We start from the raw sequence: 22,030 nt of genomic DNA, 5'->3' as shown, positions 1-22,030 counted from the left end.
CAGCAATCACGAACAATCCTGGAGAGACCCCATGAGCAAATCCGTAGAGTTCTATTTCGACTTCGGCAGCCCGACGACCTATCTGGCCTGGACCCAGTTACCCGCCCTGTGCGCCGCAGCCGGCGCAACCCTGGTTTACCGCCCCATGCTGCTTGGCGGCGTGTTCCAGGCCACCGGCAACGCGTCACCGGTAAGCATTCCGAGCAAGGGCCGCTTCATGCTCAAGGACCTGCAACGCTTTGCGCAGCGTTATCAGGTACCCATGCAGTTCAACCCGCACTTCCCGATCAATACCCTGACGCTGATGCGCATGGCCACCGGCGTACAGATGCAGCAGCCGGAACGTTTCGACGACTATGTGGCTGCGGTATTCAAAGCCATGTGGGTGGATGCACTGAATATGGGTGATCCCGCCGTTGTCGCCACGGCACTCACTGCTGCCGGCTTCGATGCGCAGCAACTGCTGGCACTGGCTGCTGATCCGCAGGTCAAGGAAGCACTCAAGAACTCCACCGAAACGGCGGTCAAGCGCGGCGTGTTCGGTGCGCCGAGCATGTTTGTCGATGACGAACTGTTCTTCGGCCAGGACCGGCTGGATTTCGTGCGCGAAGCGTTGCAGGCCGAATAAGCAGCATGGTGCGCAATCAATGCGTTCCCACGCCGGAGCGTGGGAACGCTCAATAACTGCAGGACTTAGTGCGCAGGGTGGGCTTCTGCCCACCGTTACCGCATCCGGCCAGGCAATGGTGGGCTGAAGCCCACCCTACGGTCCTCAGGCGAATTACACCTTGTGGTACAGCTCGCTGCCCTGGGCCTTGAACTCTTCGGCCTTGGCCTGCATACCCTGTTCCGCCTCATCCAGCTCCAGCGCGGCAATGCGCCGCTCTTCGGCGTAGACCCGCACTTCCTGGGTGATCTTCATCGAGCAGAACTTCGGCCCGCACATGGAGCAGAAATGCGCGACCTTGCCCGAGTCCTTGGGCAGGGTTTCGTCGTGGTAGCTACGCGCGGTGTCCGGGTCCAGACCGAGGTTGAACTGGTCTTCCCAGCGGAACTCGAAACGCGCCTTGCTTAGTGCGTTGTCGCGGATCTGTGCACCGGGATGGCCCTTTGCCAGGTCGGCGGCATGGGCGGCTATCTTGTAGGTGATGATGCCGGTCTTGACGTCATCCTTGTTCGGCAGGCCCAGGTGTTCCTTGGGCGTGACATAGCAGAGCATGGCGCAACCGAACCAGCCGATCATCGCCGCGCCGATGCCGCTGGTGATGTGGTCGTAGCCCGGCGCAATGTCGGTGGTCAGCGGGCCAAGGGTGTAGAACGGCGCCTCGTCACAGCACTCCAGCTGCTTGTCCATGTTCTCTTTGATCAACTGCATGGGCACGTGGCCCGGGCCTTCGATCATCACCTGCACGTCGTGCTTCCAGGCGATTTTGGTCAGCTCGCCGAGGGTTTCCAGCTCACCGAACTGGGCTTCGTCGTTGGCATCGGCAATCGAGCCCGGACGCAGGCCATCGCCTAGCGAGAAGGACACGTCGTAGGCCTTCATGATCTGGCAGATGTCCTCGAAGTGGGTGTAGAGGAAGTTCTCTTTATGGTGCGCCAGGCACCACTTGGCCATGATCGAGCCGCCGCGGGAAACGATGCCGGTAACCCGCTTGGCGGTCAGCGGCACATAACGCAGCAGCACGCCGGCGTGGATGGTGAAGTAGTCCACGCCCTGCTCGGCCTGCTCGATCAGGGTGTCGCGGAACAGCTCCCAGGTCAGGTCTTCGGCCACGCCATTGACCTTCTCCAGGGCCTGATAGATCGGCACGGTGCCGATCGGTACCGGCGAGTTGCGGATGATCCACTCGCGGGTTTCATGGATGTGCTTGCCGGTGGACAGGTCCATCACCGTGTCCGAACCCCAGCGGATGCCCCAGGTCAGCTTGGCCACTTCTTCTTCGATGGAAGAACCCAGTGCCGAGTTGCCGATATTGCCGTTGATCTTCACCAGGAAGTTACGGCCGATGATCATCGGCTCCAGCTCGGTGTGGTTGATGTTGGCCGGGATGATCGCCCGACCACGGGCAATTTCTTCACGGACGAATTCGGCGGTGATCTGTTTCGGGATGCTGGCGCCGAAGCTGTTGCCCGCATGTTGCGCATCCAGCAGGCCGGCGGCGCGCGCCTCGGCCAGCTTCATGTTTTCACGGATGGCGACGTATTCCATCTCGGCGGTGATGATGCCCTGGCGGGCGTAGTGCATCTGGCTGACGTTTTTGCCGGGCTGCGCTTTACGCGGGTTGCGCACATGGGCAAAGCGCATGGCGGTGAGTTCGGCATCGGCCAGGCGTGCCTGACCAAAGCTCGAGCTCAAACCGGACAGCAACTCGGTGTCGTTACGGTCATTGATCCACGGCGAGCGCACATCGGCCAGACCTTTGCGCACATCGATCTGCACGGTGGGGTCGGTGTAGGGGCCGGAGGTGTCATAGACGGTGACCGGCGCATTGATTTCGCCACCGAGATCCGTCGGCGTCACATCCAGGGTGATCTCGCGCATTGGCACGCGAATATCCGGGCGCGAGCCCTGTACGTAGATTTTTTGCGAGCGGGTAAAGGGCTGTACGGATTGCTGATCGACCTGGGCGCTTTCGCTCAGATTTTTTTCCGGGGCATTCATCAGGGTTATCTCCACGACGGCGAGCTAGGCAAGCGTTGTCGGAGTGAACCTGGTAACCAAGGGCGCCGGAACTGGCGAGAGAGGTCTCGGGGTGTGCCAAAGCAACAGCGAGAAATCTTGTTCCCTACGCAGGCTTTAACCTGATCAGGTTCAACGGGATCCGAAACTATTCGATCTCAGCCTCGACATGAGGCACCCCGACAAGAACACGCTCAGTCTAATCAAGCATCGGCACATAAGCCATGCCTGTTGCAGTTGCTGTCGATTAAGCACAAATATCGGTCAAAACCATGTCAGAAGCGCCAATTGTTGCGCACAGGCAACATAGCTTGTTGCAAACCAGACCTCCTTCGGCGCAGGCTCAGCTTGACCCTTTAAGGCGCCGCCCGTAGCCTTGCCCATCAGGTAAAATTTCAGGAATTCCGCATGTTGCGCAGACTGTCACTGGCTATTGCCATAGCCTCCGTTGTTGCCGCTCCAGCCTGGGCAAGCGAACCTCCGCTGGCGACCCAGAATGATCTTATGGGTGTGTACAGAGCCGCGGTGAGAAACAACTCGGATCTGGCCGCAGCCCAGGCCAGGCTGGCCTCCCAGCAGGAAGCCGTTCCGCAAGCCCTTGCCAACCTGCTGCCGCAACTCAACGGCGTAGTGGAAAACACCAGCACCCGTACCTCGGTGGATACCCGGCCCTTTGGCACTATTGCCCAGACCGGGAGTGGCACCTCGTATCAGGCCAACCTGACCCAGCCGCTGTTCAATGCCGCTGCCTGGTTCCAGCTCAAGGCTGCAGACGCCGCCGGCCAGCAGGCCGCAGTGGAGTTTTCCGCGATTCAGCAGGATCTCATCCTGCAAACCGCCGATGCCTATTACAACGTGCTGAGCAAGCAGGATGATCTGGCTACCAGCAAAGCCGAAGAAGCCGCGTTCAAGCGCCAGCTCGATCAGGCTACCGAGCGCTTTGATGTGGGCCTGTCCGACAAGACCGACGTACTCCAGGCCCAGGCCAGTTACGACACGGCCAGAGCCAACCGCCTGCTGGCCCAGCGCTTTGTCGAAGATGCTTTCCAGGCCCTGACCACGCTGACCAACGAAACCTACACCTCGATTGCCGGCCTGATGCACAGCCTGCCGATCCTGCCGCCGGCACCGCTGGATGCCAAAGCCTGGGTGGATACCTCGACCAAGCAGAACCTGCGCCTGCAGGCCAGCAACTATGCGGTCACCGCTGCCGAAGAGAGTCTCAAGCAGAGCAAGTCCGGCCATGCACCAACGGTCAACGCCTTTGCCCAGTACACCACCGGCGACAATGACAGCCTGGGTCTGGTCAACGGCAGTTCGATACCCGGTTTGTACAACGGTGATGCCGACCAGAGCAGCATTGGTGTGCGGTTGAACATGCCACTGTATACCGGCGGCCGCACCAGTTCACAGGTACGCCAGTCCTTCGACCTGTTGCAGCAAACCGAATTCCAGCAGGAAAGCCTGCGCCGCAAAGTGGTGCAGGATGCCCGTGACCTGTTCCGCGCCGTCAGCACCAACGTCGAGCAGGTTTCTGCCCGCAAGCAGACCATCATTTCCAACAAGAGTGCACTGGAAGCCACCCAGATCGGCTACGAAGTGGGCACCCGCGACATCGTTGATGTACTGCTGGCCCAGCGCGCGCTGTACACCTCGGTGCGCAACTACAACACCGCGCGCTACGCCTACATCATCGATAACCTGCGCCTGAAGCAGACCGCCGGCACCCTGAGCCCGACCGACCTGCAGGAGCTGGACAAGTTTCTGACCGCCACCTACAACCCGGACAAGGACTTCCTGCCACCGGATGTCGACAAGGCTGCAGAACTGCAACTGAAGAACGATCCAAGGCCCTGATGCGGAATCATGGCAAAGCAAAAAACGCCGGCATAGCCGGCGTTTTTTTGCCCGTGATTTGTGCCTGACTGGCGATCAGCTGGCGGGCAGCAAACCGGCCAGCCCATCCAGCAAGCGCTGCAAGGCACCCTGATTGCGCCGCATGACTTGCAGCCCGGCATCCCGCATGCGCCCGACTTCGGCCGGCTGTCGCCAGAGCCGCTCAAGCATGGCGCACAGCGTGTCCGCCCCCTGCACCTCGCCAAGCGCTCCGGCAGCGCGCAATTGCGCGGCAATTTCAAGGAAGTTGAATAGCTCCGGCCCGGACAGTACCGGCTTGCCCAGCGCTGCCGGCTCGAGCAGATTGTGCCCGCCATTGGGCACCAGACTGCCGCCGACAAAGGCAATATCGGCCAGTGCATAGAGAAACAGCAACTCGCCCATGGTGTCACCCAGCAACACCTGCGTCGTCGCCTCGACCGGCTGCGTCAGCGAGCGCCGGCAAGTAACCATCCCGGCACGCTGGCACAGCTCGAAAACACTGCCGAAACGCTCCGGATGCCGTGGCACCAGAATCAGCAATGCGTCCGGATAACGCTGCAACAACTGCCGGTGCGCTGCCAGCACGATCGCGTCTTCACCGGCATGGGTACTGGCCGCAATCCACACCGGGCGCGTAATGGCGCTCCATTGCTGGCGCAAAGCTGTCGCGCGTTCCGTTAGCCGGGGATCAATCGTCAGATCGTATTTGATCGAGCCGGTGACCTGCACACACTCGCTACGCGCGCCCAGCTGGCGAAAGCGTCCGGCTTCGGCTTCGGTCTGTGCCGCGATCAGGCTCAACTCCGCCAGCATCGGCGCGGTCAAGCGGGCAAAGCGCGCATAGCCGCGCGCCGAGCGCTCCGACAACCGCGCATTGGCCAGCGCCACCGGCACCCCGCGCAGCGCGCACTGGTGAATATGGTTGGGCCACAACTCGGTTTCCATGATGACGGCCAGTCGCGGCTGCACTACGCGCAGAAAACGCCGCGAAGCCCACGGCAAGTCGTAGGGCAGATAGCAGTGCTGCACGCGACCCTGATAGTCCGCGCCGGCAAACATGGCCTGGATACGCTCCGAGCCGGTCGGGGTCATGCAGGTAATGGTGATCGGCAGCTGTGGATAGCGTTCGAGCAAGGCCCTGATCATCGGCGCGGCAGCGATGCTTTCGCCCACCGATACCGCATGCACCCAGATACCGCCGGGCTTGAGCGGCGGCAGGCCAAGCGCAAAGCGCTCGCCGATCCGCCGCGCATAGGCCGGCGCCCGCCACGCGCGCCAGAGCAAGCGCAGGCCAATCAGTGGCAGGGCCAGGTGTAACAGCAGGCTGTAGAGAAGTCTGTTCATGGACGGGGAGCTTATCAGGACCAGCGACAACGGCCTACGCTGGAGCAATTACGCGGCAGCATGGCGCGCCTGCTACCATGCTCGCCCCTCAGCTCTGCACGGAACCGCCAATGCCCGGCTATCTCTACCTGACCATCGCCATTGTGCTCGAGGTCATTGCGACCAGTTCGATGAAAGCGCTGGATGGCTTCAACAAACCCTTGCCACTGCTGCTGGTGGTGGTTGGCTACCCTGTCTCGCTGTTCCTGCTCAGCCTGGTGGTGAAAACCGTGCCGGTCGGGGTTGCGTACGCCATCTGGTCCGGTATGGGCATCGTGCTGGTAAGCATCGCTGCGGTATTCATCTATCAGCAAAAGCTCGACCTGCCGGCCGTGCTCGGCATGAGCATGATCGTCGGCGGAGTAGCGGTGATGCAGCTGTTCTCGCAAACCACCGCAGCCTGAACCGACCCGGCCAGCCCGCCAACTTGCAGCCCGCCAGGACTGGCGGGCTCTACTGCCTCAGGGCATGCCCAGCCAGTTCGGCAAGGCCATGGTCACCGCCGGGATATAGGTGATCACCAGCAGGAAGCTCAGCAGCAGCATCAGCCACGGCCACGCCGCGCGAACCACCGCAGTCAGTGGCATGCCGGTGACCGCCGAAGTGACGAACAGGTTCAGCCCCACCGGCGGCGTGATCAGGCCGATCTCCATGTTCACCACCATGATGATACCCAGGTGGATCGGGTCGATACCCAGCTGTACGGCAATCGGAAACAGGATCGGCGCGAGAATCAGGATAATCGCCGAAGGCTCCATGAAGGCGCCGGCAATCAGCAGCACAATATTCACCACAATCAGGAACTGCCAGGGTTGCAGGCCGGCCTCGATGACCATGGCGGTGATGGTCTGCGGAATCTGCTCGGTGGTCAGTACGTGGGCAAACAGCATGGCGTTGGCGATGATGAACATCAGCATGATGGTCAGCTTGCCCGATTCCAGCAGCACCTTGGGGCACTCGCGGAAGGTCATGTCCTTGTAGACGAACAGGGCAATGAACCCGGCATACACCGCAGCGACCGCCGCCGCTTCGGTAGGCGTGAACATTCCCGAGTAGATACCGCCGAGAATGATCACCATCAGCAGCAAGCCCCACAGCGCGCGGCGTCCGGCACCCAGTAACTGCCGCAGACTGGCGCGCGGCTGTGCCGGCAGGTCCATCTTGCGCGCAACCACGTAGATCGCCACCATCAATGCCACACCCAGCAACAGGCCGGGCACCACACCGGCCATGAACAGCTTGCCTACCGACTGCTCGGTGGCCGCCGCGTAGACCACCATCACGATCGACGGCGGAATCAATATCCCCAGCGTGCCCGCATTGCAGACGATGCCGGCACCGAATTCCTTGGGGTAACCGGAACGCACCATGCCGGCAATGGCGATCGAGCCCACCGCAGCCACGGTCGCCGGCGAGGATCCGGACAGGGCGGCGAACAGCATGCAGGCCAGCACCGCCGAAATTGCCAGGCCACCACGGATATGTCCGACGCAGGCATTGGCAAAATCGATCAGGCGCTTGGCCACCCCACCGGTGGTCATGAAGGCTCCGGAGAGCAGGAAGAACGGAATCGCCAGCAGCGTGTAGTGCTCGGAAGTCTCGAACAGCTTGATCGCCAGCGAGCGCACCGAATCCGGGCTGAACAGCATGATGGTTACGGAACCGGCCAGACCGAGAGAAACCGCCACCGGCACCCCGATGAACATCAGCACAAACAGTGCGACAAACAGGAACAGGATGGTCATGGCTTGACCTCCGGTTGCGCAGGCTCGTCGTGCTCGGTGAGTTTCATGGCCTCTGCCGCTTCATCCGCCAGACCGAGTCCGGTCTGCTGGTTGCGCAGGATCCGCACAAAAATCTCGAAAAAGCGGATAAACACCACGGCATAGCCAAGCGGCACGATCAGCGCAATCTGCCATTGCATGACCCCGTAATGACCGAGGTCTTCCGCGCCGATACCGGCCTTGAACAAGGTGGCCACCCAGTCATAACTGGCCACGCCGATCAAGCCGGCATAGAACAGGCAAGCGAGGCAGGCGATCAGGCCGATGATGCGCTGTACCGGCCTGGTAGCCAGCTTGACCAGTGCATCCACGCCGATATGCCCGGCAGTCCGCACGCCATAGGCAATACCGAAAAAGATCAGCCAGGCAAACAATGCCTTGGTCAGCGAGATGCTCCAGGTCATCGCCTGGGCCACCTCGATAATGCTGTCACCAATGCTGAATAGCGTATCGCTGGCGGCCGGCCAGCGATCTGCCAGCCAGTAGAAAAGGGTATAGAGGTTGTTGAGTATCACGTAGACGAAGGTCACCAGCGTCATGCTCGCCAGCAGGAATGCGATGAAGCCTTCCTCGAAGTGGTCGTAGAGTCGCAGGAAGCTCTTCATCGATTACTGCTCCTGGGCAGGCTGAAGTGACTACCGCCGGCATTGCCCGGGCAATGCCGGCGGCACCCGTTTACTGCTGGTTGGCCGCCTCGGCACTCTTGATCAGATCAGCACCGATCTGGCCTTCGAACTCCTTCCACACCGGCTTCATGGCATCAACCCACATGCCACGCTGCTCCGGGGTGAGCTGGATAATTTCGCTGGTTTTGGCGGCGATGATGCGCTGCTTGTCACCCTCGTTGAGCTCATCGGCCAGCTGGTTCACCTTGGCTGTCACCTCGACGATGATTTTCTCCAGCTCGCTGCGCACATCGGCCGGCAGGCCATTCCAGAAAGTGGTGTTGGTGATCAGCATGTAGTCGAGCACACCGTTGTTGGACTCGGTGATGTACTTCTGCACTTCATAGAGCTTCTGCGAGTAGATATTCGACCAGGGGTTCTCGGCACCGTTGACCACACCGGTCTGCAGACCCTGATAAACCTCGGCGAAGCTCATCTTGCGCGGGTTGGCCCGCACAGCCTTGAACTGCGCCTCGAGTACCGCCGAAGCCTGTACGCGGAACTTCAGGCCACGGGCATCCTTGGGCTCGTGCAGGGCCTTGTTGGCGGACAGCTGCTTCATGCCGTTGTGCCAGTAGCCCAGGCCGGTAATGTTCTTGTCTTCCATGGACTTCAGCAGCGCCTGACCATCGGCGCTCTGCTGAAAGCGATCCACGGCGGCAATGTCATTGAACAGAAACGGCAGATCGAACACCTGCAGTTTCTTGGTGTACTGCTCGAACTTGGCCAGTGAAGGGGCAATGATCTGCACGTCACCCAGCAGCAGAGCTTCCATTTCCTTGCCATCGCCGAACAGTGACGAGTTGGAATACACCTCTACCTTGACCCGGCCCGGCAGCCGCTCTTCTGCAAGTTTCTTGAACAGCAGGGCACCCTGGCCTTTCGGCGTGTGCTCGGCCACTACATGGGAAAATTTGATGACGATCGGATCAGCCGCTTGCACCAGACCAGCGATGCCAAGTGACAAGGCACACGCCAGAGCCTTGAGAGTCAGTTTGAACATATGAGTATTCCTTATGCCGTTATTTTTAACGCGTCGCGCCGGAGCGCACCGGAAAAACAGGCAGACAAGAGCAGTTCGAGCCAGCCATGCGAAACGCGGCGAACCCTTCTGACTCTAGTCGAATTTTTCGATCCATGGCCGGGCGGGTGGAAATCCGTCGCTCCCCGAGTATCCGCAAGCTGGCGGCAAACCAGTATTAGACCTTGGTCCCAAAGCAGATCCGGCGCGGCATGCCGCAACCGCCGGCTGCCTGCGGCCGGGAGCGGATCAGCCAGCGCCGTCCAGCCTTCGGCTATACTGTCGGCCCGCTTTCCGGTGAGCCTGTTGCATGTCCCAAACACCCAGCACTGATGTCCTGATTGTCGGCGGCGGCATTGCCGGCCTGTGGCTGAATGCACGTCTGCGTCAGCTTGGCTACAGCACCCTGCTGGTCGAGCGTGACAGCCTCGGCGGCGGACAGACGGTGAAGTCCCAGGGGATCATCCATGGCGGCGCCAAATATGCCCTGCACGGTGCCCTGACCGGCGCCTCCGAAGCCATTGCCGACATGCCGCGCCGCTGGCGCGAAGCACTGGCCGGCGCGGGCGAACTCGACCTGCGCGGCGTACGCGTGCTCAGCCAGTCCCATTACCTGTGGTCACCGGGCGGCATCGCCGGCAACCTGACCAGCTTCTTCGCCAGCAAGGCGGTGCGCGGACGGGTTGACCAGGTCAGGGGCACCGATCTGCCCGAGGCCCTGCAACATCCCCGATTCAAAGGCAAGGTCTACCGCCTGGCCGAACTGGTGCTCGACGTCCCCAGCCTGATCACACGCCTGGCCGAACTGGCCGGCGACAGTCTGCTGGCGGCCAGCCAGATCAGCCCGCTGCTGCAGGATGGCGAACTGTGCGGACTGCAGCTTGACGGCATGCAGGTGCAGGCCCGGCGCATTGTCCTCAGCGCCGGCGCCGGCACCGCCGACCTGCTGCGCGGTCTTGGTCTCAGCCAGCCGGCCCAGCAGCTGCGACCGCTGCACATGGTGCTGGCCAAGGGCCCGGCGCTGAAGCCGTTGTATGCCCACTGCCTGGGCGGCGGGCCGAAGCCGCGCGTGACTGTCACCAGCCATCCGGCCGCCGACGGCCAGTGGGTCTGGTATATGGGTGGCGACCTGGCCGAAGCCGATGGCGTGGCACGCGACGAAGCCGCCCAGATCAGGGCGGCACAAAAGGAACTAGCTGAGCTGCTGCCCTGGGTCGACCAATCCGCAACCCGCTGGACCACCCTGCGCGTGGACCGCGCCGAGCCGGCGCAGTCGGGGCTGTTGCGCCCGGACAATGCCTTCCTCGCCGATCAGGGCCGCCTGCTGGTGAGCTGGCCGACCAAGCTGGCGCTGGCGCCGGATCTCGCCGAGCGGGTTTGCGCCGCCCTGCAACGCGACCACATCCAGCCCGGCCAACACGCCCCGCTGCCGCCCCTCAAGCGTCCGCCACTGGCCCTGCCGGCCTGGGATGAGTTGCTGCCATGAGCCTGCACGACCTGCATCGCCCGCTCGGGTCCACCGGCCTGATGGTGTCGCCACTGGGTCTGGGCACGGTAAAGCTGGGCCGCGACCAGGGCGTGAAGTACCCCGAGCATTTTCGCATCCCCGATGATGCCCAGGCGCGGGCCCTGCTCAATCAGGCCCGCGAGCTGGGCATCAACCTGATCGACACCGCACCGGCCTATGGCTCCAGCGAGGAACGTCTGGGACCGTTGCTGCGCGGCCAGCGCCAGGACTGGATCATCGTCAGCAAGGTCGGTGAGGAATTCAGCAACGGCGTATCGCACTTCGACTTCACCCCGGCCCATGCCCGGCGCTCCCTCGAGCGCAGCCTGCAGCGCCTGCGCACCGAACATATCGACCTGCTGCTGGTGCATTCGGACGGCCATGACGTGGCCATCCTGCGTGACAGCGGCATCTACGAAACCCTTGCGCAACTCAAGCGCGAAGGCAAGATCGGTGCGTTCGGGCTGTCAGGAAAAACCGTCGAAGGCGGGTTGCTGGCACTCGAACAGGGTGATTGCGCGATGGTCACCTACAATCTCGCCGAGCAACTGGAAAAACCGGTACTGGATTACGCCGCCAGCCACGCCAAGGCAATCCTGATCAAGAAGGCGCTGGCCAGCGGACATGCCTGCCTGGCGCCGGGCGTTGATCCGGTGCAGGCCAGTTTCGAGCTGATCTTCAGCCACCCCGGTGTCAGCAGTGCGATCGTTGGCACCATCAATCCGCAGCATCTTGCGCATAACGCGGCCATCGCTGCCGCGGTTATTCGTCGACCCGACTGAAACCGAGGTAACTGCATGACCCGGATTCTGGCCCGCAAGGACCCCACCGCGTTCAAGACCGCCCCGCTTTGCGTAGAGGCCCGCGAAGACCGGCTGACCTATCGCAGCCTCGGCGAGCCGCTGAGCTTTGCCAAAGTGATCGAACGGCGCCGCCCGGTGCATGTGGACAACCCGGCCAGTTTCGATGTCGCCTTGACCAACCTCGGCGTTTCCGTGCGCCTGAGCCTGCGCTGGCGCGGCCAGGACCACTGGCTGGTGGTGCGCCAGCAGCGCCCTGACCGTGGCGATACCGTACTCAAGCTGATTTCCGGTTATGTGCCGGCCCAGGAACTCAACCTGCCGTTGCTTACCGCCACCCAGGAAGTCGCCGAAGAGTGCCTGATCGAAACCGATGCCGGCTGGCTCACCGGACGCTTTGCCGAGACCTGGCTGCCTACCCCCTACCGCGGGCGCCTGCATCACCGCGATGACTGCCATTTCAACCTGCAACCGCTGAGCGGCGCGGCCTTGCCGGTGTATGCCGGCAGCCTGCAACTGCTTGAACGGCCACGCGCCTACGTGCACCTGCCGACTGCTTCACTGCAGCTGGTCTACGACATGCTGCTGGAGCTGCCGCAGAAGGCCCATCAGCCCAGCCTGTTCCATGTCGACGAGAAACTGGAGGACGGCAGCCTGATTGCCAGACTGCACAGACGCCGGCAGGACATTTTCCTGATTCCGCTCAAACAGGGGCAACCCAGCGGCGAACTGCTGACCTTGAACAAAGGCCAGCTCAAGCCCGCCAGCCTGCGCGGTGTGTACCTGTCGGAAAGTTTCTGCAGCAAGGACGGCTGGGTCATCCGTGACGACCGCATCGGCTGGAAAGCCTGGCTGCAGCAGATAAACAGTTCGGCGAGCTAGGACTTACCGCTGGTACAGCGCCATGGCCGCCGGCAAATGCCACAAGCCGTAAACCGTAAACAGCAGCAGCAATAGCGGCAGCAACAACCACCAGAGCCTGGCCGGCAGCGGCGGCAGGCTTTCCCTGTGCTGCACCAGCGCCAGACAGGCAGCGCACACGGCGCCCGCCAGCAACCCGCCGGCCAGCACATCGGTCGGCCAGTGCACCCCCAGATAGACCCGCGACGAAGCGATCGCCACAGCCGGCAAACCCGCCAGCAGCAGCCAGGTAATGCGCCAGCGCGGTGGCTGCCCGCGTCCGGCCAGCACCCCCAGCACCAGGAAGAATACGAAGGATGCTGAACTGTGCCCGCTGGGCAGGCTGAAAGAATGCAATGGCTCCAGCAGCACCTGCGGCCTTGGTCGCTCCAACAGATTCTTCAGCAAGCTGACCAGCAGTGCCGTGAGGCCCAGACAGGCGACGGCAAAGACTGCCTCCCGGCGCTGCCGGAAGCACAGCAAAAGCGCCAGCAGCAGTGCTCCGGCGACCAGCTGCACCCGGCTATCGCCCATTCCGGTGACCAGCACCAGCCAGCGATCCAGATGCTCGCTGCGCGCCGACTGCAGCAGCTCCAGCAGCCCGTGATCCAGCGCCGCCAGTCGCGGCCAGCCCAGCAGCAGAGCACACAACACCAGCAGACTCAGCCCGGCAGCCAGTTGCGAAATTCGCCGCATCCCGCGCAGGCTGCCCTGCACCGCCAGCCCGATCAACACGGCAATAGCGCTGAAAACCACCGCCGCCTGCAGCCAGAATCCCGGCGGCAGAGGCAGACGCAGCGCCGCCCCGGCACTCCAGCCGGGCAACAGATAGGCCACCGACCAGCCAGCCGATGCCAGCAGACTGACCAGCACAAAGCGCACGAAGGGCATATCCAGCATACCCGCGACCATCGGCAACAGCGGGCGCAACGGACCAATGAAGCGGCCGACCAGCAGGCTGATCACTCCGTAGCGCTGAAAATACTTTTCTGCCGCGGCCAGCCATTGCGGATGCTCGCGCAAATAGGGCAGCCGGCGGATGCTCTGATGTTGCCAGCGACCCAGCAGGTAGGACAGCAGATCGCCGGCAAAACCACCCAGAAAAGCCAGCAACAGCGTCTGCCAGAGTGTCAGCACGCCACTGCCGGCGAGTACTGCCAGGGCAAACAGCAACACGGTACCGGGCATCAGCAGGCCGGCAATCGCCAGGCATTCGGTACAGGCCACCAGCCAGATGGCCAGACCCAGCCATTGCGGGTGAGCCTCCAGCCATAGCGCCCATACACCGAGCCAGTCGCTCATCTGCAATTCCCTTCCATTGTTGCCGATCAGGTCAAAACCCGGCTGCCATAGGCTGCTTGCCGTGCGGCATGATCTTAACAAAGCACCGGTTATCCGGCAGAAATCTCGCAGGCAGAGCCCGACAAGTACGCCGCCCGCCGGAGAATGCTGGGCTGACAGGCGCGCAATGGCTATAATCAGCCCCTTTTTTCCCACGGCAAGACTTCAAGACCATGACCGAGTCAGTCCACGACTACATGACCCGCATCGGCCAGGCCGCCCGCACGGCTGCACGGGTGATTGCCCGCGCCAGTACCGGGCAGAAAAACCGGGCCCTGCTGGCCATCGCCACGGCGCTGGATGCTGCACGCGCCAGCCTGAGCCAGGCCAACCAGCTGGATCTGGATGCCGGCCAGCGCAATGGTCTGGAGCCGGCGCTGCTCGATCGTCTGGCACTTACTCCGGCGCGTATTGACGGCATGATCGAAGGCCTGCGTCAGGTCGCCGGCCTGAGTGACCCGGTCGGCGCCATCCGTGACATGAGTTTTCGCCCCTCGGGCATTCAGGTCGGCAAGATGCGCGTGCCGCTGGGCGTGATCGGCATCATCTACGAGTCACGGCCCAACGTGACCATCGATGCCGCCAGCCTGTGCCTGAAATCCGGCAATGCGACCATTTTGCGCGGTGGTTCCGAGGCGATTCATTCCAACCGGGCGATTGCCGCCTGCATCCAGCAGGGCCTGGCCGCCGCCGGTCTGCCCGCCGCCGTGGTGCAAGTGGTGGAAACCACCGACCGCGCCGCCGTCGGCGCGCTGATCAGCATGCCCGAATTCGTTGACGTGATCGTGCCGCGTGGCGGCAAGGGCCTGATCGAGCGCATCAGCCGCGACGCCCGGGTGCCGGTGATCAAGCATCTGGACGGCATCTGCCATGTGTATGTCGCCGCGCATGCCGATCTGGCCAAGGCGCAAGACATCGCCTTCAACGCCAAGACCTACCGCTACGGCATCTGCGGCGCGATGGAAACCCTGCTGGTCGACCAGTCGGTGGCCGCCGCCTTTCTCCCCGCCATGGCCGACCGCCTGCGCGCCAAAGGCGTCGAGCTGCGTGGCTGCGAACGCAGCTGCGCACTGATCGATGCGCTTGCCGCGACCGAGGAAGACTGGCGCAGCGAGTACCTGGCGCCCATCCTCTCGATCAGGGTGGTCGATGATCTGGATGCGGCCATCGAGCACATCAACCAGTACGGCTCGCATCACACCGACGCCATCGTCACCGAACATCAGGGCCAGGCCCGGCGCTTTCTCGCCGAGGTCGATTCCAGCTCGGTGATGCTGAATACCCCGACCTGCTTTGCCGACGGCTTCGAATACGGTCTGGGCGCCGAGATCGGCATTTCCACCGACAAACTGCACGCCCGCGGCCCGGTCGGCCTGGAAGGCCTGACCTGCGAAAAATATGTGGTGCTTGGCGACGGTCAGCTGCGCGGCCAGAACGCCTGAATGGGCCAGCGTATCGGTATTCTCGGCGGCACCTTTGACCCGATTCACTTCGGGCATTTGCGCGCAGCCGTGGAAGTTGCCGAAACGCTGCAACTGAACGAGCTGAAACTGATCCCCAGCGCCCGCCCGCCCCATCGCGACACGCCGCAAGTCTCCGCAGCACAGCGCCTGGCCATGGTCAGGGCGGCGACCGTGGGCGTCAGCGGGCTGAGCGTGGATGATCGCGAGCTGCTGCGGGAAACCCCGTCCTGGACCATCGACACCCTGGAGTCCCTGCGCCGCGAGCTGCCGGCACCCACCCAACTGTTTCTGCTGCTGGGCTGGGATGCTTTCTGCGGCCTGCCGGAGTGGCAGCGCTGGGAGGAACTGCTGAACCATTGCCATCTGGTGGTTTTGCAACGCCCGGACGCCGATGCCGAAGCACCGGAAGTGCTGCGCGACCTGATCGCGGCCCGCAGCGTCACCGGCCCACAACTGCTCGACGGCCCCGGCGGCAAGATTGCCTTCGTCTGGCAGACCCCGCTGGCGATTTCGGCGACGCAGATTCGCCAACTGCTGGCCAGCGGCCGCTCCGCCCGCTTTCTGCTGCCCGACAGCGTTCTCAGCTATATCCATGCGCACCGCCTATACCGGGCGCCAAACTGATTCATGAGGAAGTACTTAATGCAAAGCGAACAACTGGTCCAGATTGCAGTAGCCGCACTGGAAGACCTGAAAGCCCAGGACATCACCACCATCGACGTGCGCGGCAAGACCAGCATCACCGACTTCATGGTGATTGCCAGCGGCTCCTCCAGCCGCCAGGTTAAAGCCTTGGTCGAAAACGTCATGGAGAAGGTCAAGGCGCAGGGCGTGCGTCCGCTCGGCAGCGAAGGGCTGGACGGCGGCGAATGGGCCCTGCTCGACCTCGGCGATATCGTGGTGCACGTGATGCAGGTCGCCACGCGCCAGTTCTATGATCTCGAGCGCCTCTGGCAGGGTGCCGAACAGAGCCGCGCCCAGCACAGCCCCGAACAGGAATAAGGCCCGGGGTTGCCCATGCGTATCCGCCTGATTGCGGTCGGTTCGAAGATGCCAGGCTGGGTTGAGCAGGGCTGGCAGGAGTATGCCCGCCGCCTGCCCGCCGAGTTGCCACTGGAACTGGTGAAAATTCCGCTGACCACCCGCGGCAAGAATGCCGATGTGACGCGGATGATGCGCCAGGAAGGCGAGGCGATGCTGGCCAAAGTGCAGCCGGGGGAACGGATTGTCACCCTCGAGGTCGAAGGGCGTGCCTGGAGTACCGAGCAGCTGGCGCGCGAGCTGGAGCGCTGGCGCCTGGAGGCGCGCAACGTCAACCTGATGGTCGGCGGCCCGGAAGGACTGGCACCTGAAGTCTGTGCGCGCAGCGAACAGCGCTGGTCACTCTCGGCGCTGACCCTGCCGCACCCGCTGGTGCGGATACTGGTCGGCGAGCAGATTTATCGGGCCTGGACCCTGTTGTCCGGCCATCCGTACCACAAGTAATGCGCTTCAACGAAATGCATCAACCGGGCCTGATCAATGCCGCATATCCAGCTTAAAGACCACGAAAAAGACGGCCTCCTGGTGCGTCGGCGGGTCTTTGCCGGTGCGTTACTGGTCCTGCTGCTGAGCGCCGCGCTGGTGGCGCGCATGTACTTCCTGCAGGTGGTGCAATTCGAGCAGCACTCCACGCTGTCGGAAAACAACCGCGTCCACGTACAGCCGATCCCGCCGATCCGCGGGCTGATCTACGACCGCAACGGCCTGATCATTGCCGACAACCGCCCCAGCTTCAGTCTCACCGTGACCCGCGAGCGGGCCAAGGACTGGCCGGAGATCCTCGACACCCTGACCGAAGTGCTGGAGCTGAGCGACGAAGAACGCGCGCTGTATGACAAGCGCATGAAGCAGGGCCGCCGCCCCTTCGAGCCGGTGCCGATCCAGTTCGAGCTCACCGAAGAACAGATTGGCCGGATCGCCGTCAACCAGTTCCGCCTGCCCGGCGTAGAGGTCAGCGCGCGCCTGGTCAGGCATTATCCGCAAGGGGCCAGTTATTCCCACTCGGTCGGTTATGTCGGCCGCATCAACGAGAATGAGCTGAAGAAAGTTGATCCGGTCAACTACAGCGGCACGCACCACATCGGCAAGACCGGTATCGAGCGCTTCTACGAGGATGAACTGCACGGCACGGTCGGTTACGAGGAAGTCGAAACCAACGCGCGCGGTCGCATATTACGCGTACTCAAGCGTACCGACCCGATCGCCGGCATGGATATCCACCTGACCATCGACTCCCGCCTGCAGGCAGCCGCCGAAGCAGCGCTGGCCGGCAGACGCGGTGCCGTGGTCGCCATCCAGCCGCAGACCGGCGACGTGCTGGCGATGGTCAGCGAGCCCGGCTTCGACCCCAACCCGTTCGTCACCGGCATCGGCTTCAATGCCTACAAGGAATTGCGCGACTCGATTGACCGGCCGCTGTTCAACCGGGTGCTGCGCGGCCTGTATCCGCCCGGTTCGACCATCAAACCGATGGTCGCCACCGCCGGTCTGGATGCCGGCGTCATCACTCCGTCTACCCGGGTATACGACCCGGGCTTCTACCAGCTGCCCGGGCACAGCCACAAGTACCGCAACTGGAATCGCAGCGGTGACGGCTCGGTCGACCTCGAATGGGCGATCATGCGCTCCAACGACACCTACTTCTACGATGTCGCGCACCGGCTCGGCATCAACCGGCTGCACGACTACCTGAGCCGCTTCGGCATCGGCCAACGGGTATCCCTGGACATGTTCGAAGAATCCGCCGGACTGATGCCGTCAAAAGACTGGAAGCGCGCGCGCTACAACCAGCCCTGGTATCCGGGTGAAACGCTGATTCTCGGTATCGGCCAGGGCTATATGCAGACCACGCCGCTGCAGCTGGCGCAGGCAACCACCCTGATGGCCACCCGCGGCAAGTGGATCCGTCCGCATCTGGCGAAAACCGTTGGCGACCACACCCCTGTCGATAGCAATCCGATGCCGGATATTGTGCTGCGTGATCCGAAGTTCTGGGATTACTCGCGCTTCGGCATGGAACAGGTAATGCACGGCCCCCGCGGTACAGCCGGCAAGGTGGGCGCCACGGCGGCCTATCGCATGGCCGGTAAAAGCGGTACGGCGCAGGTCGTGGCGATCAAGCAGGGTGAGAAATATGATCGCTCGAAAGTGCAGGAGCGCCACCGCGATCACGCGCTGTTTATCGCCTACGCACCGGCCGCTGATCCGCAAATCGTCGTGGCAGTGATGGTCGAGAACGGCGAATCCGGCTCCGGCGTAGCGGCGCCGGTGGCCAAGGCCGTGCTGGATGCCTGGTTGCTGGACGACCAGGGCCAGCTCAAGGCCGAGTACCGTGACACACCAGTCATCGACCCAGCCGCCGCGCCAAAGAGTCCCGCACCATGAATGGCAACTTCGACCGCAGCTTTTCAACCGAAGACGTCTTGCGCCGGCGTGCCAGCCTGCTGCAGAAACTGCATATCGACGGCTGGCTACTGCTGATCCTGCTGACGCTGGCCGCTGCCAGCCTGTTCATCCTGTACTCGGCCAGTGGCAAACACTGGGAGATGCTGACCAAGCAGGCTGGTTCATTCGGGCTCGGCCTGCTGGCAATGTTTGTCATTGCCCAGCTTGAGCCGCGCTTCATGGCGCGCTGGGTACCGCTGGCCTATATAGGCGGCGTAGGCCTGTTGCTGGCAGTCGAGCTGGCCGGACATACCGCCATGGGCGCCACCCGCTGGATCAATCTGGGCGGCGGCATCCGCTTTCAGCCCTCGGAATTCATGAAGATCATCATGCCGGCGACCATCGCCTGGTATCTGTCCAAGCGCAGCCTGCCGCCCAAGCTGAAGCACATCGTGGTGACCCTGCTGTTGATCGGCATTCCCTTCGTGCTGATCCTGCTGCAGCCGGATCTGGGCACCTCGCTGCTGGTAATGGCCTCGGGCGCCTTCGTCCTGTTCATGGCCGGTCTGCAGTGGCGCTGGATCATCGGGGCTGTCGGTGCGCTGGGGCCGATCTGTGTCGGCATGTGGTTTTTCGTGCTGCGCGAGTACCAGCAGAAACGCATCCTCACCTTCCTCGACCCGGAAAGCGACCCGCTGGGCAGCGGCTGGAACATCATCCAGTCTAAAGCGGCCATCGGCTCGGGTGGCGTGTGGGGCAAAGGCTGGCTGCAAGGCACCCAGTCCCATCTGGACTTTTTGCCGGAAAGCCACACGGACTTTATCATTGCCGTGCTCGGCGAGGAGTTCGGCATGGTCGGCATCTGCCTGCTGCTGATCGTCTATCTGCTGTTGATTGCCCGCGGCCTGGTGATCACCGCCCAGGCGCAGACACTCTTTGGTAAGCTGCTGGCTGGTGGCCTGACCATGACCTTCTTCGTCTACGTGTTTGTTAACATCGGCATGGTCAGCGGTTTGCTGCCGGTAGTGGGCGTACCACTACCCTTTATCAGTTATGGCGGGACCTCGCTGGTGACCCTGCTGAGCAGCTTCGGGATATTGATGTCGATTCACACCCATCGAAAATGGATTGCCCAGGTCTAATGAGAATGCGTTTTATAACGAAGCTACCGCGCGCGCTGCGACGCGACACCCCGGCAATCTGTATTGCCCTGCTGCTGGGTAGCGATGCAATGGCCGCCGATTATCAGAACGCACCGCAGGTCAGTGCCCTGATCAGTGAAATGACCAGCGAGCACGGCTTTGCCGAAGAACAGCTGACTGCCGTCTTCGCCGGCGCCGAGCGCAAACAGGCGATTCTCGACGCAATATCCCGCCCGGCAGAAAAAACCAAGCCGTGGAAGGATTACCGGCCGATCTTCCTCAATAGTGCGCGCATCAACAAAGGCGTCAGCTTCTGGCAGAAGCACGCCGAGGCACTGGCCCGCGCCGAGCAGGAATACGGCGTACCGGCACAGACCATCGTCGCCATTATCGGCGTTGAAACCCTCTACGGCGGCAACACCGGCAGCTGGCGGGTGATCGATGCCCTGTCCACCCTGTGCTTCGATTACCCGCCGCGCGCCCCGTTCTTCTGCCAGCAACTCAAGGAGTACCTGCTGCTGGCGCGTCAGGAACAGCTTGATCCGCTGGTGCTCACCGGCTCCTATGCCGGCGCCATGGGCCTGCCACAGTTCATGCCGAGCAGCTTCCGCGCCTACGCCGTGGACTTCGACAATGATGGCCATATCGATATCTGGAACAACCCGACCGATGCCATCGGCAGTGTTGCCAACTACTTCAAGCAACACGGCTGGACTCAGGGCGGTGAAGTGGTCAGTCGCGCCACCGTTCAGGGCGATCAGGTTGATCAGGGTCTGACCGCGGGCATTGATCCACAGCTGACCATGGGCCAGCTACATGCCCTGGGCTGGAACAGCAACACCCCGGTGGCCGATGATCTGAAAGTCACCGCCTTCCGTTTCGACGGCGCCGAAGGCGTGGAATACTGGCTAGGCCTGCCAAATTTCTACACAATCACCCGCTACAACCGCAGCCCGATGTACGCCATGGCGGTATATCAGCTGTCGGAAGCCATTCTGCAAGCCAAAGGAACCCCTTGATGCAAGGTGCCGCTCGCCTCACAGCCCTGAGTTTGCTTGGCCTGCTGCTGGCCAGCTGCACCAGCAGCCGGGCGCCAGAGCCGGTCACGCCGAGCGAGCAGATCTCCGGCCCGGCCAACTACGCACAGCCCCACCGGGATGGCGCCCCCTGGTGGGATGTGGATGTTTCGCGTATTCCCGACGCCGTACCCATGCCGCATTACGGCAAGTACAAGGCCAGCCCCTACAGCGTTCTCGGCAAGACCTACTATCCGATGAGCGATGCCCGCAATTACCGCGCCACCGGCACCGCCTCCTGGTATGGCACCAAATTCCACGGTCAGGCCACGGCCAACGGCGAAGCCTACGACCTCTACGGCATGACGGCCGCGCACAAGACCCTGCCCTTGCCCAGCTATGTGCGCGTGACCAACCTGGAAAACGGCAAAAGTGTGGTGTTGCGCGTCAACGACCGCGGGCCGTTCTACTCCGACCGCATCATCGATCTGTCTTTTGCTGCAGCGAAGAAGCTCGGTTATGCCGAAACCGGTACCGCTCGCGTACAGGTCGAGGGTATCGACCCGCAGGAGTGGTGGGCCCAGCAGGGCCGACCGGTACCACTGGTACTGGCCCAGCCAAAGCTGGCCAGCCAGAGCCCAGCGGCTGCGGAACAGGCTCCCGCCGCCCCGCTGGTAGCCCAGGGCGAAACCTATACGCCGCCACCGCAACAACATGCTGCGGCTGTAGTGCCGAGCCAGATCGACTCAAAAAAAAACGCTTCACTCGCAGTGTCTGGCCTGTTTCTCCAGGCTGGAGCCTTCGCCAATCCGGACGCTGCCGAACTGCTCAAGGACAAGCTGAGCCAGATAGCCAGTGCCCCGGTTTTTATCAGCTCGGTGACGCTCAACCAGCAAGTTCTGCACCGGGTTCGCCTGGGCCCGATCAGCACTCAGGATGAAGCCCTGCAACTGCAAAACAGCATTCGTCTGGCCAACCTTGGATCACCGACCCTGGTACGACCCTGACCCGCTGCCCCATG

Annotated in this window: 20 protein-coding genes and 1 riboswitch; of the genes, 14 read left to right on the top strand and 6 right to left on the bottom strand. The window is 62.6% G+C overall.

Annotation, left to right across the window (positions count from 1 at the left end; all coding sequences use genetic code 11):
• The first annotated feature begins 31 nt into the window (after positions 1-31).
• A complete protein-coding gene (locus BLT89_RS01390; RefSeq protein ID WP_090192735.1) occupies positions 32-628 on the top strand; it encodes a 2-hydroxychromene-2-carboxylate isomerase in 597 nt (198 codons plus the stop codon).
• Positions 629-781: 153 nt separating this feature from the next.
• Here BLT89_RS01390 and thiC read toward each other — a convergent pair whose 3' ends face one another.
• On the bottom strand, positions 782-2,665 hold the full coding sequence (gene thiC, locus BLT89_RS01385; protein ID WP_090192734.1) for a phosphomethylpyrimidine synthase ThiC: 1,884 nt from the start codon (positions 2,663-2,665) through the stop codon (positions 782-784).
• Between the two features lie 104 nt (positions 2,666-2,769).
• Positions 2,770-2,875, bottom strand: a riboswitch (TPP riboswitch).
• A gap of 216 nt (positions 2,876-3,091) precedes the next feature.
• Here thiC and BLT89_RS01380 point away from each other — a divergent pair.
• The gene (locus tag BLT89_RS01380) at positions 3,092-4,540 is read left to right on the top strand and encodes a TolC family outer membrane protein (RefSeq protein WP_090192733.1); all 1,449 of its coding nucleotides are present in this window, start codon (positions 3,092-3,094) and stop codon (positions 4,538-4,540) included.
• Between the two features lie 75 nt (positions 4,541-4,615).
• Here BLT89_RS01380 and waaA read toward each other — a convergent pair whose 3' ends face one another.
• Positions 4,616-5,905 carry a lipid IV(A) 3-deoxy-D-manno-octulosonic acid transferase gene (waaA, locus tag BLT89_RS01375; RefSeq protein WP_090192732.1) on the bottom strand — a complete coding sequence of 430 codons (1,290 nt, stop codon included), beginning with the start codon at positions 5,903-5,905 and terminating at the stop codon, positions 4,616-4,618.
• A 110-nt stretch (positions 5,906-6,015) separates the two neighbouring features.
• Between waaA and BLT89_RS01370 the strand changes: the two genes are divergently transcribed.
• Complete coding sequence (locus tag BLT89_RS01370) at positions 6,016-6,348, top strand: DMT family transporter (protein ID WP_090192731.1); 333 nt, start codon at positions 6,016-6,018, stop codon at positions 6,346-6,348.
• A 57-nt stretch (positions 6,349-6,405) separates the two neighbouring features.
• Here BLT89_RS01370 and dctM read toward each other — a convergent pair whose 3' ends face one another.
• The 3 genes from dctM to dctP all read right to left on the bottom strand — a co-directional run bounded on the left by dctM (position 6,406) and on the right by dctP (position 9,396).
• Positions 6,406-7,689 carry a C4-dicarboxylate TRAP transporter large permease protein DctM gene (gene dctM, locus BLT89_RS01365; protein ID WP_090192730.1) on the bottom strand — a complete coding sequence of 428 codons (1,284 nt, stop codon included), beginning with the start codon at positions 7,687-7,689 and terminating at the stop codon, positions 6,406-6,408.
• The gene (locus tag BLT89_RS01360) at positions 7,686-8,333 is read right to left on the bottom strand and encodes a TRAP transporter small permease (RefSeq protein WP_090192729.1); all 648 of its coding nucleotides are present in this window, start codon (positions 8,331-8,333) and stop codon (positions 7,686-7,688) included. Before BLT89_RS01360 ends, dctM begins: the two co-directional genes overlap by 4 nt.
• Positions 8,334-8,403: 70 nt before the next feature.
• Entirely contained in the window at positions 8,404-9,396 is a 993-nt protein-coding gene (gene dctP / locus BLT89_RS01355) for a C4-dicarboxylate TRAP substrate-binding protein DctP (RefSeq protein ID WP_090192728.1), read from the bottom strand.
• A 328-nt stretch (positions 9,397-9,724) separates the two neighbouring features.
• On the opposite strand from dctP, the gene BLT89_RS01350 reads away from it, so the two are divergent.
• From BLT89_RS01350 to BLT89_RS01340, 3 genes are read left to right on the top strand one after another with little or no spacing between them, the layout of a single operon-like run.
• On the top strand, positions 9,725-10,900 hold the full coding sequence (locus BLT89_RS01350) for an NAD(P)/FAD-dependent oxidoreductase (protein ID WP_090192727.1): 1,176 nt from the start codon (positions 9,725-9,727) through the stop codon (positions 10,898-10,900).
• The gene (locus BLT89_RS01345) at positions 10,897-11,703 is read left to right on the top strand and encodes an aldo/keto reductase (protein ID WP_090192726.1); all 807 of its coding nucleotides are present in this window, start codon (positions 10,897-10,899) and stop codon (positions 11,701-11,703) included. Before BLT89_RS01350 ends, BLT89_RS01345 begins: the two co-directional genes overlap by 4 nt.
• A 15-nt stretch (positions 11,704-11,718) precedes the next feature.
• Entirely contained in the window at positions 11,719-12,603 is an 885-nt protein-coding gene (locus BLT89_RS01340) for a metal ABC transporter ATPase (protein WP_090192725.1), read from the top strand.
• A gap of 3 nt (positions 12,604-12,606) precedes the next feature.
• Here BLT89_RS01340 and BLT89_RS01335 read toward each other — a convergent pair whose 3' ends face one another.
• Complete coding sequence (locus BLT89_RS01335; protein ID WP_090192724.1) at positions 12,607-13,923, bottom strand: bifunctional DedA family/phosphatase PAP2 family protein; 1,317 nt, start codon at positions 13,921-13,923, stop codon at positions 12,607-12,609.
• Positions 13,924-14,135: 212 nt separating this feature from the next.
• Between BLT89_RS01335 and BLT89_RS01330 the strand changes: the two genes are divergently transcribed.
• The 8 genes from BLT89_RS01330 to BLT89_RS01295 all read left to right on the top strand — a co-directional run bounded on the left by BLT89_RS01330 (position 14,136) and on the right by BLT89_RS01295 (position 22,016).
• On the top strand, positions 14,136-15,404 hold the full coding sequence (locus BLT89_RS01330; protein ID WP_090192723.1) for a glutamate-5-semialdehyde dehydrogenase: 1,269 nt from the start codon (positions 14,136-14,138) through the stop codon (positions 15,402-15,404).
• Positions 15,405-16,049 (top strand): nicotinate-nucleotide adenylyltransferase, encoded by a 645-nt coding sequence (nadD, locus tag BLT89_RS01325; RefSeq protein ID WP_090192722.1) that lies wholly within the window; start codon positions 15,405-15,407, stop codon positions 16,047-16,049.
• Positions 16,050-16,067: 18 nt separating this feature from the next.
• Positions 16,068-16,427 (top strand): ribosome silencing factor, encoded by a 360-nt coding sequence (rsfS, locus tag BLT89_RS01320; protein ID WP_090192721.1) that lies wholly within the window; start codon positions 16,068-16,070, stop codon positions 16,425-16,427.
• A gap of 15 nt (positions 16,428-16,442) precedes the next feature.
• A complete protein-coding gene (gene rlmH / locus BLT89_RS01315; protein WP_090192720.1) occupies positions 16,443-16,910 on the top strand; it encodes a 23S rRNA (pseudouridine(1915)-N(3))-methyltransferase RlmH in 468 nt (155 codons plus the stop codon).
• Between the two features lie 36 nt (positions 16,911-16,946).
• Positions 16,947-18,851 carry a penicillin-binding protein 2 gene (gene mrdA / locus BLT89_RS01310; RefSeq protein WP_090192719.1) on the top strand — a complete coding sequence of 635 codons (1,905 nt, stop codon included), beginning with the start codon at positions 16,947-16,949 and terminating at the stop codon, positions 18,849-18,851.
• 38 nt (positions 18,852-18,889) lie between these two features.
• Positions 18,890-19,993 carry a rod shape-determining protein RodA gene (gene rodA / locus BLT89_RS01305; protein ID WP_172829148.1) on the top strand — a complete coding sequence of 368 codons (1,104 nt, stop codon included), beginning with the start codon at positions 18,890-18,892 and terminating at the stop codon, positions 19,991-19,993.
• Positions 19,994-20,082: 89 nt separating this feature from the next.
• Positions 20,083-21,012 (top strand): lytic murein transglycosylase B, encoded by a 930-nt coding sequence (gene mltB / locus BLT89_RS01300; protein WP_231975075.1) that lies wholly within the window; start codon positions 20,083-20,085, stop codon positions 21,010-21,012.
• Entirely contained in the window at positions 21,012-22,016 is a 1,005-nt protein-coding gene (locus tag BLT89_RS01295; RefSeq protein WP_090192716.1) for a septal ring lytic transglycosylase RlpA family protein, read from the top strand. The genes mltB and BLT89_RS01295 overlap by 1 nt, the downstream gene beginning before the upstream one ends.
• The last annotated feature ends 14 nt before the right edge of the window (positions 22,017-22,030 follow it).

The sequence above is a fragment of the Pseudomonas pohangensis genome, assembly GCF_900105995.1.
In the GTDB taxonomy this organism is placed as follows: domain Bacteria; phylum Pseudomonadota; class Gammaproteobacteria; order Pseudomonadales; family Pseudomonadaceae; genus Aquipseudomonas; species Aquipseudomonas pohangensis.
Note: the sequence above shows the minus strand (reverse complement) of the source record. Positions and strands in the feature narration are given on the sequence as shown.

What these genes read in the sequence shown, in the direction of transcription:
- BLT89_RS01390 (WP_090192735.1), top strand. Translation starts at nt 32, where the DNA reads ATGAGCAAATCCGTAGAGTTCTATTTCGACTTCGGCAGCCCGACGACC.
- thiC (WP_090192734.1), bottom strand. Translation starts at nt 2,665, where the DNA reads ATGAATGCCCCGGAAAAAAATCTGAGCGAAAGCGCCCAGGTCGATCAG.
- BLT89_RS01380 (WP_090192733.1), top strand. Translation starts at nt 3,092, where the DNA reads ATGTTGCGCAGACTGTCACTGGCTATTGCCATAGCCTCCGTTGTTGCC.
- waaA (WP_090192732.1), bottom strand. Translation starts at nt 5,905, where the DNA reads ATGAACAGACTTCTCTACAGCCTGCTGTTACACCTGGCCCTGCCACTG.
- BLT89_RS01370 (WP_090192731.1), top strand. Translation starts at nt 6,016, where the DNA reads ATGCCCGGCTATCTCTACCTGACCATCGCCATTGTGCTCGAGGTCATT.
- dctM (WP_090192730.1), bottom strand. Translation starts at nt 7,689, where the DNA reads ATGACCATCCTGTTCCTGTTTGTCGCACTGTTTGTGCTGATGTTCATC.
- BLT89_RS01360 (WP_090192729.1), bottom strand. Translation starts at nt 8,333, where the DNA reads ATGAAGAGCTTCCTGCGACTCTACGACCACTTCGAGGAAGGCTTCATC.
- dctP (WP_090192728.1), bottom strand. Translation starts at nt 9,396, where the DNA reads ATGTTCAAACTGACTCTCAAGGCTCTGGCGTGTGCCTTGTCACTTGGC.
- BLT89_RS01350 (WP_090192727.1), top strand. Translation starts at nt 9,725, where the DNA reads ATGTCCCAAACACCCAGCACTGATGTCCTGATTGTCGGCGGCGGCATT.
- BLT89_RS01345 (WP_090192726.1), top strand. Translation starts at nt 10,897, where the DNA reads ATGAGCCTGCACGACCTGCATCGCCCGCTCGGGTCCACCGGCCTGATG.
- BLT89_RS01340 (WP_090192725.1), top strand. Translation starts at nt 11,719, where the DNA reads ATGACCCGGATTCTGGCCCGCAAGGACCCCACCGCGTTCAAGACCGCC.
- BLT89_RS01335 (WP_090192724.1), bottom strand. Translation starts at nt 13,923, where the DNA reads ATGAGCGACTGGCTCGGTGTATGGGCGCTATGGCTGGAGGCTCACCCG.
- BLT89_RS01330 (WP_090192723.1), top strand. Translation starts at nt 14,136, where the DNA reads ATGACCGAGTCAGTCCACGACTACATGACCCGCATCGGCCAGGCCGCC.
- nadD (WP_090192722.1), top strand. Translation starts at nt 15,405, where the DNA reads ATGGGCCAGCGTATCGGTATTCTCGGCGGCACCTTTGACCCGATTCAC.
- rsfS (WP_090192721.1), top strand. Translation starts at nt 16,068, where the DNA reads ATGCAAAGCGAACAACTGGTCCAGATTGCAGTAGCCGCACTGGAAGAC.
- rlmH (WP_090192720.1), top strand. Translation starts at nt 16,443, where the DNA reads ATGCGTATCCGCCTGATTGCGGTCGGTTCGAAGATGCCAGGCTGGGTT.
- mrdA (WP_090192719.1), top strand. Translation starts at nt 16,947, where the DNA reads ATGCCGCATATCCAGCTTAAAGACCACGAAAAAGACGGCCTCCTGGTG.
- mltB (WP_231975075.1), top strand. Translation starts at nt 20,083, where the DNA reads ATGGCCGCCGATTATCAGAACGCACCGCAGGTCAGTGCCCTGATCAGT.
- BLT89_RS01295 (WP_090192716.1), top strand. Translation starts at nt 21,012, where the DNA reads ATGCAAGGTGCCGCTCGCCTCACAGCCCTGAGTTTGCTTGGCCTGCTG.